General features: G+C 63.3%; 12 protein-coding genes. 11 read left to right on the top strand and 1 reads right to left on the bottom strand.

Going from position 1 to position 16,863, the window contains the following annotated elements:
• Positions 1-35 precede the first annotated feature (35 nt).
• The 4 genes from hflX to EII42_RS02495 are packed head-to-tail and all read left to right on the top strand — an operon-like array spanning position 36 to position 6,328.
• Positions 36-1,430, top strand: a complete 1,395-nt coding sequence (gene hflX / locus EII42_RS02510) for a GTPase HflX (protein ID WP_125170539.1) — start codon at positions 36-38, stop codon at positions 1,428-1,430.
• Positions 1,420-3,342, top strand: a complete 1,923-nt coding sequence (locus tag EII42_RS02505) for an ATP-dependent DNA helicase (protein ID WP_125170538.1) — start codon at positions 1,420-1,422, stop codon at positions 3,340-3,342. The genes hflX and EII42_RS02505 overlap by 11 nt, the downstream gene beginning before the upstream one ends.
• 59 nt (positions 3,343-3,401) lie before the next feature.
• A complete protein-coding gene (locus tag EII42_RS02500; RefSeq protein ID WP_125170537.1) occupies positions 3,402-4,925 on the top strand; it encodes a Re/Si-specific NAD(P)(+) transhydrogenase subunit alpha in 1,524 nt (507 codons plus the stop codon).
• Between the two features lie 2 nt (positions 4,926-4,927).
• On the top strand, positions 4,928-6,328 hold the full coding sequence (locus EII42_RS02495; protein ID WP_125170536.1) for an NAD(P)(+) transhydrogenase (Re/Si-specific) subunit beta: 1,401 nt from the start codon (positions 4,928-4,930) through the stop codon (positions 6,326-6,328).
• Between the two features lie 41 nt (positions 6,329-6,369).
• Here the strand turns inward: EII42_RS02495 and lexA are convergent, their stop codons facing one another.
• Positions 6,370-7,071 carry a transcriptional repressor LexA gene (gene lexA, locus EII42_RS02490; protein WP_125170535.1) on the bottom strand — a complete coding sequence of 234 codons (702 nt, stop codon included), beginning with the start codon at positions 7,069-7,071 and terminating at the stop codon, positions 6,370-6,372.
• A gap of 176 nt (positions 7,072-7,247) precedes the next feature.
• On the opposite strand from lexA, the gene EII42_RS02485 reads away from it, so the two are divergent.
• From EII42_RS02485 to EII42_RS02455, 7 genes are all read left to right on the top strand, one after another.
• Entirely contained in the window at positions 7,248-7,538 is a 291-nt protein-coding gene (locus tag EII42_RS02485; RefSeq protein WP_125170534.1) for a hypothetical protein, read from the top strand.
• A gap of 146 nt (positions 7,539-7,684) precedes the next feature.
• On the top strand, positions 7,685-8,203 hold the full coding sequence (gene nrdR / locus EII42_RS02480; RefSeq protein WP_125170533.1) for a transcriptional regulator NrdR: 519 nt from the start codon (positions 7,685-7,687) through the stop codon (positions 8,201-8,203).
• 51 nt (positions 8,204-8,254) lie between these two features.
• A complete protein-coding gene (locus tag EII42_RS02475) occupies positions 8,255-11,083 on the top strand; it encodes a vitamin B12-dependent ribonucleotide reductase (protein WP_125170532.1) in 2,829 nt (942 codons plus the stop codon).
• A gap of 244 nt (positions 11,084-11,327) precedes the next feature.
• Positions 11,328-13,487, top strand: a complete 2,160-nt coding sequence (gene gnpA / locus EII42_RS02470) for a 1,3-beta-galactosyl-N-acetylhexosamine phosphorylase (RefSeq protein ID WP_125170531.1) — start codon at positions 11,328-11,330, stop codon at positions 13,485-13,487.
• Between the two features lie 119 nt (positions 13,488-13,606).
• Positions 13,607-14,956, top strand: a complete 1,350-nt coding sequence (locus tag EII42_RS02465; protein WP_125170530.1) for an extracellular solute-binding protein — start codon at positions 13,607-13,609, stop codon at positions 14,954-14,956.
• Positions 14,957-15,017: 61 nt separating this feature from the next.
• Positions 15,018-15,932 (top strand): carbohydrate ABC transporter permease, encoded by a 915-nt coding sequence (locus EII42_RS02460; protein ID WP_125170529.1) that lies wholly within the window; start codon positions 15,018-15,020, stop codon positions 15,930-15,932.
• A gap of 145 nt (positions 15,933-16,077) precedes the next feature.
• Entirely contained in the window at positions 16,078-16,827 is a 750-nt protein-coding gene (locus EII42_RS02455) for a carbohydrate ABC transporter permease (RefSeq protein ID WP_125170630.1), read from the top strand.
• Positions 16,828-16,863: the final 36 nt, after the last annotated feature.

Raw genomic sequence — 16,863 nt, 5'->3', positions numbered from 1 at the left:
GGGCTGGGCTGCCAGGCTGAGAGAATTGGCACATCATGACTGACAACGACACCGAACACCGCTCCTTTGACGGCGACCAAGACGAACTCGCCGACCGCCACGCGCTCCGACGCGTGGCGGGTCTGTCGACTGAGCTGGAGGACATCTCGGATGTCGAGTATCGGCAGCTGCGGCTGGAACGGGTCGTGCTGGTCAGCGTATGGACCTCGGGCACGCAGACGGACGCGGACAACGCGATGGCCGAACTGAAGCTGCTGAGCGAAACAGCCGGCTCGCAGGTCCTCGACGCGCTTGTGCAGCGTCGGTCAACACCCGATCCCGCGACCTACGTAGGTAGTGGGAAGGTCGCGGAGATCAAGGAAGTGGTGCTCGCGACCGGCGCGGACACGGTGATCTGCGACGGTGAGCTGGAGCCCGCCCAGCTGCGCAACTTGGAGGATCGCATCGGGGTGAAGGTGATCGATCGCACCGGCCTCATCCTGGACATCTTTGCCCAGCACGCCAAATCGGCCGAGGGCAAGGCTCAGGTCGAGATGGCTCAGCTCAACTACCTGAAGCAGCGGCTGCGCGGTTGGGGTGGCAATCTGTCCCGTCAGGCCGGTGGCCGAGCCGCCGGGGGCGCGGGTATCGGCGGTCGCGGGCCCGGCGAGACGCGCATCGAGACCGATCGCCGACGCATCGGAGCCCGGATAGCTCAGTTGAGGCGCAAGCTGCGCGAGATGGATCAGCACCGGGCCGCCAAGCGCGCTGAGCGGAAGCGCAACCAGGTGCCCAGCGTGGCCATCGTCGGCTACACCAACGCGGGTAAGTCTTCGCTGCTGAACCGGCTCACGGGCGCCGGCGTGCTGGTGGAGGACGCCTTGTTCGCCACCCTGGATCCCACCACGCGCCGCACCCAAACGGCTGATGGGAGGGTCTACACCCTCACCGACACCGTGGGCTTCGTGCGCCACCTGCCGCACGATCTGGTGGAGGCCTTCCGGTCCACGCTGGAGGAGTCCGTGGAGGCTGATTTGCTGCTGCACGTCGTTGACGCCTCCGACCCCGACCCCGCAGGCCAGATCCGCGCCGTTCGCGAGGTGCTGGTCGAGATCGGTGCCGGCGAGCTACCGGAACTGTTGGTCTTCAACAAAGCCGACCTGGCGGGCGAGGACGCTCTGCTCATTTTGCGCGCGAACCACCCGGGGGCGGTGGTCACGTCGGCACGGACGGGCGCGGGCATACCGGAGTTGCTGTCAGCAGTCGACCGACGGTTGCCGCAACCCGAGACCCACATCAACGCGCTGATCCCGTACAGTCGAGGCGACCTTGTGGATCGCATCCACAAGGAGGCGTTGATTACCAGCCTGGAACATCGGGCGGACGGCACCCATTTCGTCGGCCGGGTGCGGGCGAATTTGGCCGACGAGCTCAGCGCCTATGCCCGATAGTGTCGAGATCCTCTCTGCCGCAGTTCGGCGGCTGGGCGGGGAGGACCGTCCCGGGCAGTACGCGATGGCTGAGGCCATTGACGAGGCCCTGGTCAGCGGCAAGCACCTGATGGTGCAGGCAGGGACGGGGACGGGAAAGTCGCTGGGTTACCTGGTGCCGGCGCTGCGACGGGCGGTCAAGCACGGTGAGCGGATCGTCGTGGCGACCGCCACCCTCGCGCTGCAAACCCAGCTGGCGGAGAAGGATATCCCGTTGGCCGTGGACGCTGTTCACGCTTCGCTTGGAGTCAGGCCGAGTACAGCCGTGCTCAAGGGGCGATCCAATTACGCATGTCTCTACAAGGTGCGCGACGGGGTGCAGCCCGGACAGGATTCCCTCCTGGGTGCCGCAGCTCTGGAATCCGCCTCCGGGGTCGGCGCGGAGGTAGTCAGGCTGCGGGAGTGGGCGGAGGAGGAAGTCAACTTGAGCGGGACGGGCGAACGTGACCAGGCCCCCGCCCATACCGATCGCGCCTGGCAGCAAGTTTCGATGCCGCCGAGGGAATGCCTGGGAACTGCCTGCCCATTCTACGACGAGTGCCTGGTCGAGCTCTCACGGGAGCGGGCGCGCAACGCAGACCTGGTGGTCACCAACCATGCACTGCTTGCTATCGACGCCATGCACGGGGGCACCGCGCTGCCTGAGCACGACGCGCTGATTATCGATGAGGCCCACGAACTCGTGTCTCGGATCACCAACGCGGCCACAGACGAACTGACCCCCGGGATCATCGAGCGGGCAGCCCGGCGCTGCCTGGACCATATCAACGACGACTTGGGCGCGGATTTCCTCGGGGCGGCTGATCTGCTCGCCGAGGCGCTCGACGAAGCAGAACAGGGCCGCATCGAGGACGCAGAACACCCGGTGGCCCGTGCGGCAGCCCAGGTGCGCGATCTCGCGCGGCAGGTGGCCAGCTCAGTTGGTTCGAGCCGGGAGGACCCGGAGAAGACGCAGGCCGCCGGTGCCGTCCGGGAGGTGTTCGACGTGGCCGAGCGGATCGCGGGGTTGGCGGACGCCGACGTTGTCTGGGTGGGCGGGGGAGACGAACCAAGTGCGTACGTGGCGCCACTACGAGTTTCCGGTCTCCTGCGCGAGCATGTCTTCGCCGAAACCACCACGGTGCTCACCTCGGCCACGCTGTCGCTGGGCGGAAACTTTGACGCGGTGGCCCGCTCCGTCGGACTGTTGCCGTCGGATTTGGAGTGGCGGGGGCTCGACGTTGGCTCCCCATTTGACTACCGAAGGCAGGGGATCCTCTATGTTGCGCGCAGCCTGCCTCGCCCGGGACGTGACGGTCTGTCGGCTCAGGCTAAGGCCCAGATCGCCGAGTTGGTGTGGGCGGCGGGTGGGCGCACGTTGGCCCTGTTCGCCTCGCGGCGTTCCGCGACGGAAGCCGCCGAGTACGTGCGAAAGGAGCTGCCGAGCTGCACCATTTTTTGCCAGGGCGATGCGCAATTGGCGGAGCTCACGAAACGCTTCGCGGCGGAACCGGAAACCAGCCTCTTCGGCACGCTGTCGCTGTGGCAAGGCGTTGATGTGCCGGGGGACACCTGCCAGCTGGTCATTATTGAGAAGATCCCATTTCCTCGCCCTGACGATCCATTGATGCAGGCGCGGGCCAAGGCCGTGGATGAGGCGGGGGGAAATGGTTTCATGTCGGTTTCTGCTACGCATGCTGCACTGCTGTTGGCGCAGGGAGCCGGGAGGTTGATTCGTCGCAGGGAGGACCGTGGCGTGGTCGCGGTGCTCGACCCCCGGGTCGTCACCGCCCGCTACGGCTCCTTTTTGCTCAAATCGATGCCCGGTTTTTGGCCCACCAGCAGCCTGGAGGTGGCCTGTGACGCGCTGCGCAGGCTGCGCGGTGCACCCTGAAGGACTGACAAAGGGGCACTGCGGCTGTGGGGCGGGCACGGGTTCGATAGCGTGAACCCATGGAAATTGGTGTACCGAAGGAGATTGGCGACGCGCGGGTGGCCGCTACGCCGAAATCCGTTGCCGGGCTCAACAAGCTCGGCTATGAAGTGACGATCGAGTCTGGTGCCGGGCTGGCCGCCTCTTTTGCCGACGACGCCTACGAGGAAGCGGGCGCGCGGATCGTGGCCGATCCTTGGCTGGCGGACATCGTGCTCGCGGTGAACGCGCCCAGCCAGGAACAGTTGCAGCGCATGCGTGCCGGGGCCACGCTGATCACGTTCCTCGCTCCGCGGCAGAATCCTGAGCTGGTCGAGAGGCTGGCGGCGCAGGGCATCACCGCGCTGAGCATGGATATGGTGCCCCGCACCTCAAGAGCCCAGGCCCTTGATGCGCTCAGCTCGCTGGCCAATATCTCCGGTTACCGGGCGGTGATCGAAGCCGCACACGCTTTCGGCCGCTTCTTCACCGGTCAGGTCACGGCCGCCGGCAAGGTGCCGCCGGCCAAGGTGCTGGTTGCAGGTACCGGCGTCGCCGGGCTGGCGGCCATTGGCGCTGCTAACTCGTTGGGCGCCATAGTGCGGGCAACAGACGTGCGCCCGGAGACCGCAGAGCAGGTGGAGTCTATGGGGGCAACCTTCCTGCACGTTGCGGCTGATCAGGGGGTGAGTTCGGACGGTTATGCGAAGGAGGCCAGCGCGGACTACGCGGCTAAGGCCGCAGAATTGTATGCGCAGCAGGCCAAGGAAGTCGACATCATCATTACGACGGCCGCCATCCCCGGCCGGCCGTCGCCGAAGCTCATCACCGCTGACATGGTGGCGACGATGCGCCCGGGCAGCGTCATCGTCGACCTGGCTGCGGTGGGCGGAGGAAACTGCGAGCTGACTCGCCCGGGCGAGGCCTACGAGACCGGCAACGGCGTCACCATCATCGGCTACACGGATATGGTTTCGCGACTCCCCGGTCAGGCATCGCAGCTATACGGCACCAACTTGGTCAACGCGCTGCAGTTGATGACCCCGGGCAAGGACGGTGAGCTCGTGGTCGACTTCGATGACGAGGTGGTGCGCAACATGACGATCACGCGCGACGGGGAGGTTACCTTTCCGCCGCCACCGATTCAGGTTTCGGCTGCACCCGCGTCCACGGTGCCTGCCAAGGTGGTTGAGCCGGTCGTCGAGAGCAGGCCCCCGAGGCCGTGGTGGCAGGAGGTTGCCGTCGTTGGGATCGGGTCGATCCTGATGATTGCACTGCTCACGGTGGCGCCCAGCAGTTTCGTGACCTTGTTCGGGGTGTTCGCTCTGGCCTGCGTGGTGGGTTACTACGTAGTCTGGAACGTGACACACGCGCTGCACACGCCGTTGATGAGCGTGACTAACGCCATCTCCGGGATCATCGTGGTCGGTGCCATGACACAGTTGGCCAGCGAGAACCTCATGGTCAAGATCATCGCGTTCGTCGCCGTGCTGATCGCCTCTATCAACGTGTTCGGTGGCTTCACCGTTACCCACCGTATGCTCAACATGTTTAGGAAGGGCTGATCATGTATCTGGCCAACTTCATCAACGCCACCTTCATCTTCGCAGGCATCATGTTCATCCTCGCCCTGGCGGGGCTGAGTAGGCACGAGACCGCGAAGAAGGGAAACGCCTTCGGCATCCTCGGCATGTTCTTCGCCATCGTGGCCACGAACTTCGCAATCGGCTACACCGATATCGTGACCAGCAATATCCAATTTGGCTCAGCGATTGCCCTGTACGTGGCGATTACATTGGGCGCAGTCATCGGAATCTGGCGGGCGCGCCAGGTGGAGATGACGGGGATGCCCGAACTCATCGCGTTGCTGCACAGCTTCGTGGGCATGGCGGCCGTACTCGTCGGCTTCAACGTGCACTTCGTTGGGCACAGTTCTGACCTGCTGCACGCGATTGAGGTTTATCTCGGGATCCTGATCGGTGCCGTCACGTTCACTGGATCCGTGGTGGCCTGGGCGAAGCTGAATGGGCGGATGAGTTCGAAACCTCTCACATTGCCGGGTCGGCATTGGCTGAACCTGGCGAATCTCGTCATCATGGTGCTGCTCGGCTGGTGGTACTGCGCAACGCAGAGCCTTGTTCCGCTGCTTCTGATGACGGTGCTGGCGCTGTGGCTGGGCTTCCATTTGGTTGCCGCCATCGGCGGTGCCGATATGCCGGTGGTCGTCTCCATGCTGAACTCCTACTCCGGTTGGGCGGCCGCCGCGTCGGGCTTCACGCTGGGCCAGACGATCCTGGTGATCACCGGCGCCCTGGTTGGTGCTTCCGGCGCGATCCTGTCGTACATCATGTGTCGTGCCATGAACAGGTCCTTCATTTCCGTCATCTTGGGCGGCTTCGGGGACACCCCGGTGGCCGACAGCGGCGAGATGGGCGAGTATCGGGAGGCGGCGAGCGCCGAGGTCGCGCAGCTGCTCGCGGAGGCGAAGAAGGTGATCATCGCGCCGGGCTATGGCATGGCCGTGGCACAGGCCCAGTACCCGGTCGCCGAACTGACTCAGCGCCTGCAAGCGAACGGCACGGAGGTGGCGTTCGCGATCCATCCGGTGGCGGGCCGCCTGCCTGGTCATATGAACGTGCTCCTGGCTGAGGCCAAGGTGCCCTACGACATCGTGTTCGAGATGGACGAGATCAACGACGACTTCGCGGATGCGGACGTGGTGTTGGTGATTGGTGCCAACGACACGGTGAACCCTGCGGCCAACGAGCCGGGATCGCCAATCTCCGGGATGCCGGTGCTCAGGGTGTGGGAGGCGAAGAACGTCGTCGTCTTTAAACGTTCGATGAACGCTGGGTATGCGGGAGTGCAGAATCCGTTGTTCTTCCTGGAGAACTCAGTGATGTATTTCGGGGACGCAAAGGTTTCGACGAACGACCTTGTGGCCCAGCTTCCTGCAGCGGTCAAGTGAGTCGGGGAGTCGGGGTGGGAGGGCTCCCGCCTCGACTCGCCTCAGACGCGGCGCAGCACGGCGACCACTTTGCCCATGATCCGGCAGCCGCGGCCATCGATTGGATCGTAGTTCTCGTTCGCAGGTTGAAGCCAGACCTCGGAGCCCGTGCGACGGAGAGTTTTAACGGTCGCCTCATCGTCGAGCAGAGCCGCGACGATCTCGCCGTTTGAGGCCACCTCCTGGCGACGTACCACAACCCAATCGCCGTCACAGATTGCCGCATCGATCATCGAATCCCCCTTGACTTCGAGCATGAAGAAATCGCCGTGGCCCACCAACTGCTCGGGCAGCTGAAACACATCCTCGACGTGCTGCTCGGCCAATATGGGACCGCCAGCGGCGATGCGACCGACCAGCGGGGCGCGGACGGTGCGGCCGTTTTCCGGCTCCGGCGATGGGAAAGGCAACTGCTGTCGAGTTAGAGGGTCTGTCAGCACGAGAGAGCGAGAGCGGTTGGACTCTCGTCGGATGTAGCCCGCCTCCTCCAGCGCCCTCAACTGGTGTGAGACGCTCGATGGTGAGGACAGCCCCGATGCGTCCGCCATCTCACGCACGCTGGGCGGAAAACCGCGTTTCTCCAGCGACTCGCGGATGACGCCCAGGATCTTGTAGGCGCGGGCACTGAGCGCGGCGTTTGGCGCCTCGCCTAGCTCCGCCGCCAACTGAGCCTTGGAAGGCCTCCCCACTCGACTATCACGCATGCGGCCAGTCTACCGTAAACCGCACAAGTGTTCGATAGCTGTGCGGCGAAAGTGTCAGTGATCCTTGCTTGCATGGGGTCTGGCGTCGCAAGCGGATGACGTAATCGAAAATATGTTGCAATTTGTGGTGCGCACACCTAGGATGTAATCGAACAAATGTCCACAAGGAGGTTGAAGTGAGCGTCTTGACTGCTACGGAGAGTGCCATTCATAGGCGGGCTCGTCGAACGATGCCGCTGTCGCGACCTCCGCGCGCTTTTCGGGTCGCGGTGGTGCCGAGGGCTACGTCGTGCCGCGTGTCGCGAGTAGTGGTGGTGAACGCGGCGTGGGGCAAGCTGCGGGCGGCGCTCGTGGCAATGGTCGCTGTTGTGGCGGGCGTGTCGGGCGTTGTCGGTTATGTTTCGGCTGTGCTCGACCCGGGCCCCGAGGTGATCGCAGATGTCGGCTGGCGGAGTGTGGAGCCCTAGAGTGGGTACCGGATGTGGCTGCGTGTCGGGCTTGAGCTGTGGCGCGCAGCTGTGTACGGTATCTCCTACATCTAGTGGCCACGTGTGTTCGGGAGCTCAATAGCTTGTGTTTCCGGCGGTGGCTGCGGTCGTAGGAAGGTCCAGCCGTGCACTGCCCGTTCTGTCGTTTCCCGGACACGCGAGTGTCCGATTCGCGGGCTACCGAAGACGGCTCCGCCATTCGTCGGAGACGATTCTGCGTCTCGTGTGAGCGCAAATTCTCCACTATGGAGCAAGTGGTTCTCCACGTTGTTAAGCGTTCGGGGGTGCTTGAGCCTTTCAGTAGGGAGAAAGTCGTTCGCGGTGTCTCCCAGGCGTGTCAAGGGAGGCCTGTCACGGCGGATCAGCTGGCCGCCCTGGGGCAGCAGGTGGAGGAGACCCTGCGAGCCTACGGCGTCGCAGAGATCCCCTCGGAACAGGTGGGGGTCGCCATTCTTGGTCCGCTGTCCGAGCTTGACGCGGTCGCCTACCTACGCTTTGCATCTGTCTACAAAAACTTCGACTCTGTCGAGGACTTTGCTCATGAGATTGAAGCCATGAGTGAGGGAACTGCGGTGGAGACCGCCTCGACCAGTCGCCGCGCGGCCAAGAAGGCTGTAGCGACTCAGGATCCGCTGATCGGCTGATCAGGGATCGCGTTTCACAACCAACCATTTAAGGGACGAGAAGAGAGAGCCATGCCGAATGCCGACAAGGGCGCCGCTGCCCGTAAGACCGCAGCCAGGAAGACGGGCACGGGTCTGACCGTGGAGCGGGTGTTCACCACCGCGGGGGTGCACCCCTATGACGAGGTCGAGTGGGAGCTCCGCGATGTCGTGCAGACCAACTGGAAGACTGGAGAAACGGTCTTTGAACAGCAGGGGGTTGAGTTCCCCAAAACCTGGAGCCTCAACGCCTCCACGATCGTCACCACCAAGTACTTCCGGGGGGCCGTCGGCACACCGCGGCGTGAGACCAGCTTGCGGCAGATCATCGATCGAGTAGTGGGCAAGTACGTCAAGACGGGCGCCGAGTACGGTTACTTCGCGACCGCGGAAGACGCCGAAGTGTTCGAGCACGAACTCACCTGGATGTTGCTCAACCAGTACTTCTCATTCAACTCGCCTGTGTGGTTCAACGTCGGCACCCCATCGCCGCAACAGGTGAGCGCCTGCTTCATTCTTTCGGTCGACGATTCCATGGAGTCGATCCTCAACTGGTACAAGGAAGAGGGCTTCATCTTCAAGGGTGGTTCCGGGGCCGGCCTGAACCTGTCGCGCATCCGTTCGTCGAAGGAGCTGCTGAGTTCGGGCGGAACAGCATCCGGGCCGGTATCGTTCATGCGAGGGGCCGATGCCTCCGCAGGCACGATCAAGTCGGGTGGCGCGACTCGACGTGCTGCGAAGATGGTGGTTCTCGACGTGGACCATCCGGACATCGAGGAGTTCGTCGAGACGAAAGCCCGGGAGGAGGACAAGATCCGGGCGCTGCGCGACGCTGGGTTCGACATGGATCTGGGAGGCAAGGATATCGTCTCCGTGCAGTACCAGAACGCCAACAACTCCGTGCGCGTCTCCGACGAGTTCATGCGCGCCGTGGAACACGGCGACAAGTTCGGGTTGCGGGCGCGTCTGACCGGTGAGGTTATCGAGGAGGTGGATGCTCGGGAGCTGTTCGGCAAGATCGCGAAGGCTGCCTGGGAGTGCGCGGATCCCGGCATCCAATACAACGACACGATCAACTCCTGGCACACCAACCCGGTGACCGGCCCCATCACGGCCTCCAACCCGTGCTCCGAGTACATGAGCCTGGACAACAGCTCCTGCAACCTGGCATCGCTGAACCTGCTCAAGTTCCTGGCCGAGGACGGCACCTTCCAGGTGGAACGCTTCGTCAAAGCGGTGGAGCTGATCTTCACGGCGATGGACATCTCCATCTGCTTTGCGGACTTCCCGACCGAATCCATCGGCGAGACCACGCGCGCCTACCGACAGCTCGGCATCGGCTACGCCAACCTGGGCGCGTTGCTCATGGCGACCGGTAAGGGATACGACACCGACGGCGGGCGCTCCACAGCGGCTGCCATCACGTCGCTGATGACTGGGGTGGCGTACCGCCGTTCCACGGAGATGGCCGAGGTGGTCGGACCCTACGAGGGCTACGCCGTCAACGCGGAGGACCACCAGCGAGTGATGCGCAAGCATCAGGCCGCCAACGAGGACCTGCACCCGATGACCGACGATCTGCCCATCTACGATGCCGCCGCCCGGGAATGGGCCAAGGTGGTGGAGCGCGGCGTGAAGTTCGGTTTCCGCAACGCGCAGGCGTCGGTGCTGGCTCCCACGGGAACCATCGGTTTCATGATGGACTGCGACACCACTGGAATCGAGCCGGACTTCTCGCTGGTCAAGTTCAAAAAGCTGGTCGGCGGAGGCTCCATGCAGATCGTCAACCAGACGATCCCCGTCGCCCTGGCCCGCTTCGGCTACGCCAAGCAGGAAATCGACGACATCGTCGCGTTCATCTCCGAGCACGGTCACGTCGTGGGCGCGCCGCACCTGGCGAGCAAGCACTACGAAGTGTTCGACACCGCGATGGGCCAGCGCGCCATCAAGCCCATGGGCCACGTCCGAATGATGGCTGCAGTCCAGCCCTTCCTGTCCGGGGCCATCTCCAAGACCGTCAACCTGCCAGAGTCGGCCACTGTCGAAGACATTGCACACGTCTATCTGGAGGGCTGGAAGATGGGGCTGAAGGCGCTGGCCGTCTATCGGGACAACTGCAAGGTGGGCCAGCCGCTGTCGGACGGCAAGAAGCCGGAGGATGAGCCGAAGGAGAAGATCGTCGAGAAGATCGTCTACCGGCCCAAGCGGGAGAGGCTGCCGAAGTCGCGGATGTCGCGTACGACGAGCTTCTCTGTGAGTGGTGCGGAGGGGTACATGACCTCCAGCGCCTATCAGGACGGTCGTTTGGGCGAGGTTTTCCTGAAGCTGGGCAAGCAGGGCTCCACGCTCTCCGGTGTGATGGATGCGTTCTCGATCGCGGTATCGATTGGCCTGCAGTACGGCGTTCCGTTGGAGAGCTACGTGCAGAAGTTCACCAACCTGAAGTTCGAGCCGGCGGGCATGACCGACGACCCGGAGATCCGCATCGCGCAGTCCTTCATGGACTACATCTTCCGCCGGCTCGCTCTTGACTACCTGAGCTTCGACGATCGTGCGGACCTGGGGATCTTCTCCTCCGCCGAGCGGGCGCGTTACGTGCAGACGGGATCGTACGTCGCGCCGGAGGACGAGTTGGAGATGCCCGAGTTCGATCAGTTGCGCAACGACGACGGGGACAACTTCAACGTGGACGGGGCTCGGCAGCCCTCGTTGCTTGATGTGCGCACTACCGCCGAGTTGCTGGAGTCGATCACCGGCAACGCCATTGACGCCCCGCTGTGCATGACTTGCGGCACCAAGATGCGCCCGAGCGGGTCGTGCTACGCCTGCGAGGGCTGCGGCGCCACCAGCGGCTGCAGCTGATTCCGCGTGGAGGTGGGGTCCCGCAGTTCGCGGGACCCCTTCGTCCACAGACCGCGGGCCGCTGCATGGTTGGTGGAGGGGGAGTGAGCCATCTAGAACGCGGGCGGTAGTCTGTTCGCTGGCCTTGGCGGGGCGCTGGTTAAGAGCGTGCTCAACGCAATTGCGCATTTCCATTGTGTGTTGGCTTTTTGTCGCGTTGGGGGACACAATCGGTTCGCGAAAACCAACCGCGATGGAGGACTTGATGGCACGGGTGACACTTCCGATCGAACAGGGCATGGACGATGCGCTTCCTGGCATCATTGAACGCCTGGGGGCTGACGCGGTGCGCAACTCGGATGGAACGTGGCTGCCCGAAATAACCCCGCAGCTGGGCGTGAAGGTTTACGAAACTTACTTCCCGTCGCGCGGAGATCAGGACTTCGCGCTCGCCAACCCCGACGCGCGGCCTCGGTTCTACCTGATGAGCGAGCGCACGACAGCGGCGGCCGAGGGGCCGTTGGACATAGACATCATGCGCGGCTACTTCAAGCTCCAGGTCGAACCCGACATCAGCGACGTCGACCGCTGGTGGGACGTTATCGACCGCACCACCGGCGAGGTGCTGGAGCGCTCGGCGTGGACCTACTCCGGCGAGGGAACGGATGTCGTGGTCACCGTCGAGCAGCCGCAGCCGTTCCACGTTTACACCGTGAACTTCTTGGCCTGGCAGGCGTGGGATTCCACGCAGATGTACAACTACATCACCAATAACTGGCAGAATGACCCGACCCGGGTGCGCGAGATCGGCTACGACGCGCGTCACCCGAAGGTGTGGGAGCACATGAAGTCTTCCCTGGAGAAGTGGTGCGTCGAACGACCCGAGGTGAACGTGGTACGCTTCACCACCTTCTTCTACCACTTCACGCTGGTTTTCAACGATCTGGGCAAGGAAAAATTCGTCGACTGGTTCGGCTACTCGGCCTCTGTGTCACCGCTCGCGATGGACGCTTTCGAGGCGGAGTACGGCTACCGGCTGCGCTCTGAGGACTTTGTGGACGAGGGCTACTACAACTGTTCCTTCCGGGTGCCCACCCGGCAGTTCCGCGACTGGATCGACTTCCAGACCCGCTTCGTGTGTGCGCGCGTCAAGGAGCTCGTGGACATCGTGCACGCCCATGGCAAGGAGGCCCTGATGTTCCTGGGGGACAACTGGATGGGCACCGAACCCTACGGGGAGCACTTTGCAGCTACCGGGGTTGATGGCGTCGTCGGCTCCGTGGGCTCGGCGGCCACCTGCCGGATGATCTCCGATATCCCGGGGATCACCTACTCGGAGGGCCGCTTCCTGCCGTACTTCTTCCCCGACGTCTTCCGTCCAGGGGGGGATCCGTTGGGGGAGGCAAACGATTCGTGGCTCCAGGCGCGCCGAGCGATCGCCCGCAAGCCGCTGGACCGGATCGGATACGGCGGCTACCTGTCGCTCGCGGTGCAATTCCCCGAGTTCATGGCCCGCATCGAGGAAATCGCCAACGAGTTCCGCTCGATCCACGAGTTGGGCGGGGGGCACCTGCCGAAGAACGCGCCGATCCGCGTCGGGATCATGAATGCCTGGGGCAAGCTGCGGACCTGGCAGACGCACATGGTGGCCCACGCGCTGTGGTACAAGCAGATCTACTCCTATCTCGGTGTGTTGGAGTCGCTAGCTGGTTTGCCCTTTGAGCTGACTTTCCTGACCTTCGACGAGGCCAAGTCGGGCAAGCTGTACGAGCTGGACGTGGTGCTGAACGTGGGGGCGGCGGAGACTGCCTTCTCGGGTGGCGCGGAGTGGGCCGACCCGGAACTGGCGGTGGCGGTGCGTCGGTTCGTCGCTGGGGGCGGCGGCTTCATCGGTGTGGGGGAGCCGTCTGCGCGTCTGGCGCAGGGCGCCTACTTCCAGCTCTCGGATGTGCTCGGGGTTGATAAGGAACTGGGCATCTCTCAGTCGACCGACCGTTATCCGGTAGAGCAGCTAGAGCATTTCATCACGCAGGATCTGCCCGGGGCCCTCGACGTGGGCGAGGGGGCCGGCGATATCTTCCCCACCGGTGGGCGCACCCAGGTGTTGCGCCTGACCGGCAAGTCTGTCGACCTGGCTGCGTCGGAGTTCGGTTCGGGGCGTTCCGTCTACATCGCGGGATTGCCCTACTCGACCGTGAACGCGCGGCTGCTGCACCGCGCGATCTACTGGGCGGCGGCCAAGGAGACGGAGTTCGGAGCGATGGTGCCCACCAACCCCGAGGTCGAGGTTGCGGTCTTCGAGGAGACCGGGAAGGTTCTGCTGATGAACCTGTCCAAGGAGCGCGTGGGCACCGGCCTCCGGGGCGTCGAGTTCGTCCTTGAGCCGATGGAGTCCCGCTGGCTGGACCTTGAAGATCTCGCGTAGCGTGGCTCCGGACAACTGAGCAACATAAACGTTCAGTTGGTGATTAATACAGGTAGAAAACCTAGACTGTGCAGGCAAGCATTCCTGCAAGTATCAATGTAGATTGGGGAATCCAAACCATGAAGAAGGCACTGTCCACTTCTGTGGCCCTCCTCGCGGTGGCCGCACTGGGCCTGAGCGCGTGTGGCCCTCAGACCACCGAGCAGACCTCTGCTTCCGCGAGCGCGTCGAAGGCTCCCGAGTCCTCGGCCCCTGCCGAGCCAGCCGAGCCGGTTTCGATCGAGTACGTTCACCGCCTGCCCGACAAGGACAACATGGTGAAGGTTGCCAAGATCGTCGAGAAGTGGAACAAGGAAAACCCGAAGATCCAGGTTAAGGCCACCAAGTGGGACGGCAAGGCAGCTGAGCTGATCACCAAGCTGGAACAGGATGTCAAGGCTGGCACCGCGCCGTGCCTTGCGCAGGTCGGCTACGGCGAGGTTCCCGAACTGTTCGTGAAGGGCATGTTCGAGGACGTCACGAGCGAGGCTGGCAAGTACAAGGATTCCTTCGCCGCGGGACCGGTCGCCCAGATGACCGTGGCTGGCAAGAGCGTGGGACTGCCGCAGGACACCGGGCCGCTGGTGTACTTCTACAACGAGGCCGAGTTCAAAGCCCTCGGCATTGAGGTGCCGAAGACCCTGGACGAGTTTAAGGCTGCTGCTGAGAAGGCTGCGGCAGGCGGGCGCTACATCGCGGCATTCACCCCGGATGAGGCCGGCTACTGGCTGTCTGGTCAGGCCGCAGCCGCTGGCGGTACCTGGTTCAAGGTCGAGAACGACAAGTGGGTGCTGAACGTTGATGGCCCCGAGTCGAAGGTTGTCGCCGATTTCTGGCAGGAGATGCTGGACAAGAAGAGCGTGCTCGTCGCCCAGCGCTGGGATCCCAGCTTTGACAAGGCGCTGACGGATGGCAAGCTGATCGGCCACGTCGCGGCGGCTTGGGAGTTCGGTTTTGCGCTCGACGTACTCGACGGCACCCCGGCTGAGGGTCAGTGGCGCGTCGCTCAGCTGCCTGATTTCGGCAAGGGCATGATGAGCGGCCCCGACGGCGGATCGGGCGTGGCCGTCCTCAAGGGCTGCAAGCACTCCGCCGAGGCCATGAAGTTCAACCACTGGTTCAACACCCAGATCGAGGACCTGGCAACCCAGGGCCTCGTGCTGGCCACCAAGGACGCACCGGCCACCCCGGAGAAGACCAAGAAGCAGTTCGGCGGCCAGGATGTCATGAAGGAACTCGCCACTGCGGCTTCCGCCATGAACCCGAACTTCGTGTACATGCCGGGCTACTCCGCGGTCGTGAAGCCGATGGTGACCGCGGCCACCAAGGCTGCGAATGGCGAGGGCAAGCTGGCTGACGTGTTCACCGAGGCCCAGAAGACGGCGGTTGAGACCCTCAAGGGCTTCAACCTGCAGGTTGCAGAGAACTGATGAACCACAGTTCGGCCCGAGCCCCAGGGCTCGGGCCGAACTGTCGACTTAGGGGTTGAGAATGGCCAAAACCAAAGTGAGCAATCAGGCCCGCCACCAAGCTGTCACGGGGTGGGTGTTTGCCGCACCATTCTTCGCGCTGTTCTGCTTCGTGTTCATGGTGCCTATCGGTGTGTCCATTTACAGCGCGTTCTTCAAGCTGCAAGCGAGCGGAGGTGGCGCTTATGGTGGGGGCGAGCCGCAGCTGAACTACGTGGGTTTCCAGAATTTCGTCGAGGCTGCGTCCAACAGTGCCTTCTGGCAAGGGATGCTAAACGTCGTCCTATTTGGGGCTTTCCAAATCCCGATCATGATCTTTGGGGCACTGTTCTTGGCGCTGTTGCTGGACTCCTATCTGGTGCGGAAGCCGGGCCTGTGGCGGCTGCTATATTTCCTGCCCTACGCGGTCCCGGGCCTGATCGCGGCGATCATGTGGGTCTACATGTATGTCCCCGAGGTGTCGCCCTTTGCCGGATACCTCGGCAGCCTTGGCGAGTACCCGTTCCTGCTGGCACCGCAGACGATCCTGTTCTCAATGGCCAACATGACCACATGGACATTCATGGGCTACAACATGTTGATTTTCCTGGCCGCGCTGCAGGCCATTCCTCATGATCTCTATGAGGCCGCGCGGATCGACGGTGCCTCCGGCTGGCAGATAACCACCAAGATCAAGATCCCCATGGTTCGCGGCGCGGCGCTGCTCGCGGTGCTGCTGTCGATCATCGGCACGATCCAGCTGTTCAACGAACCCACCGTACTGCGCACCCAAGCCCCGTGGATGACAGCGGAGTATACGCCGATGACCATGACCTTCGACGTCCTTTATCGCCTGGACGGTGGGGCCGGTCCGGCGTCGGCAGTTTCCATCCTGATGGCGCTGATCGCGGGGGTCCTCGCAGTGGTTTATTTCATGGTTCAGCGAAAGGTGGACTAACGTGACCGAGTCAACGATTCGTGGCTTCCGCCCGTCCAAGGAAGGTGTTCCGCCGCGTTCGATCGCGCCGAAGCTCTCCTCGCGCCTGCTGACCCAGGTGCTGCTGGCTTTCGTGGGGTTGTACTTCCTGCTGCCCATCGTCTGGATGATCGTCGCCTCGTCGAAGAACAACAGCGACTTGATCAGGACGGGTGGCTTTGCTTTCGGCGAACTCAACTGGGCGGAAAACTGGGACAGCCTCATGGGCGTTACCCAGGGGCTATTCCCGCGCTGGGTGCTGAACTCCCTGTTCTATGCCACCACCTCTGCCGTGCTTGGCACGCTGCTTTCCGTGGCCTGCGGCTATGCCCTGGCGAAGTTCGCCTTCCCCGGAAGGAAGGCAATGCTCGGTGTGATCATGAGCGGCCTGCTCATGCCAGTGGCCCTGCTCACCATTCCGCTCTACGTAATGTTCCAGTCGATCGGTCTGACGAACTCCGTCTGGGCGATTCTCATCCCATCGATGGTCAGCCCATTCGGGGTCTTCCTGGGGAGCGTCTACGCAGAATCGTCGGTTCCGACGGAGCTACTGGAGGCGGCGCGCATCGACGGGTCGGGAGAGTTCCGCATCTTCTTCACGATGGTGCTCAGGCTACTTGCCCCGGCCATGGTGACGATCTTCCTGTTCATCTTCGTGGCCACGTGGAACAACTTCCTGCTGCCGTTGATGATGCTGAATGACAACCAACTCAAGCCGGTCACCCAAGGTCTGTACGGCATGATGTCCTACTTCGACCCCGATAAGGGCGCCGTCATGCTGGGTGCGCTGCTTGGCGTCATTCCGCTTGTGATCCTGTTCCTGCTTCTGCAGCGCTTCTGGCAGTCTGGCCTGGCCGCTGGGGCGGTCAAGGGTTGAGCAGGAGTCAACATTTCCGCTTCGGGGGCACTAGTC

It is taken from the genome of Tessaracoccus sp. OH4464_COT-324 (assembly GCF_003932855.1).
Taxonomy (GTDB): Bacteria; Actinomycetota; Actinomycetes; order Propionibacteriales; family Propionibacteriaceae; genus Arachnia.
The sequence above is the reverse complement of the archived record's forward strand: the minus strand, read 5'-3'. Positions and strand labels throughout refer to the sequence as shown.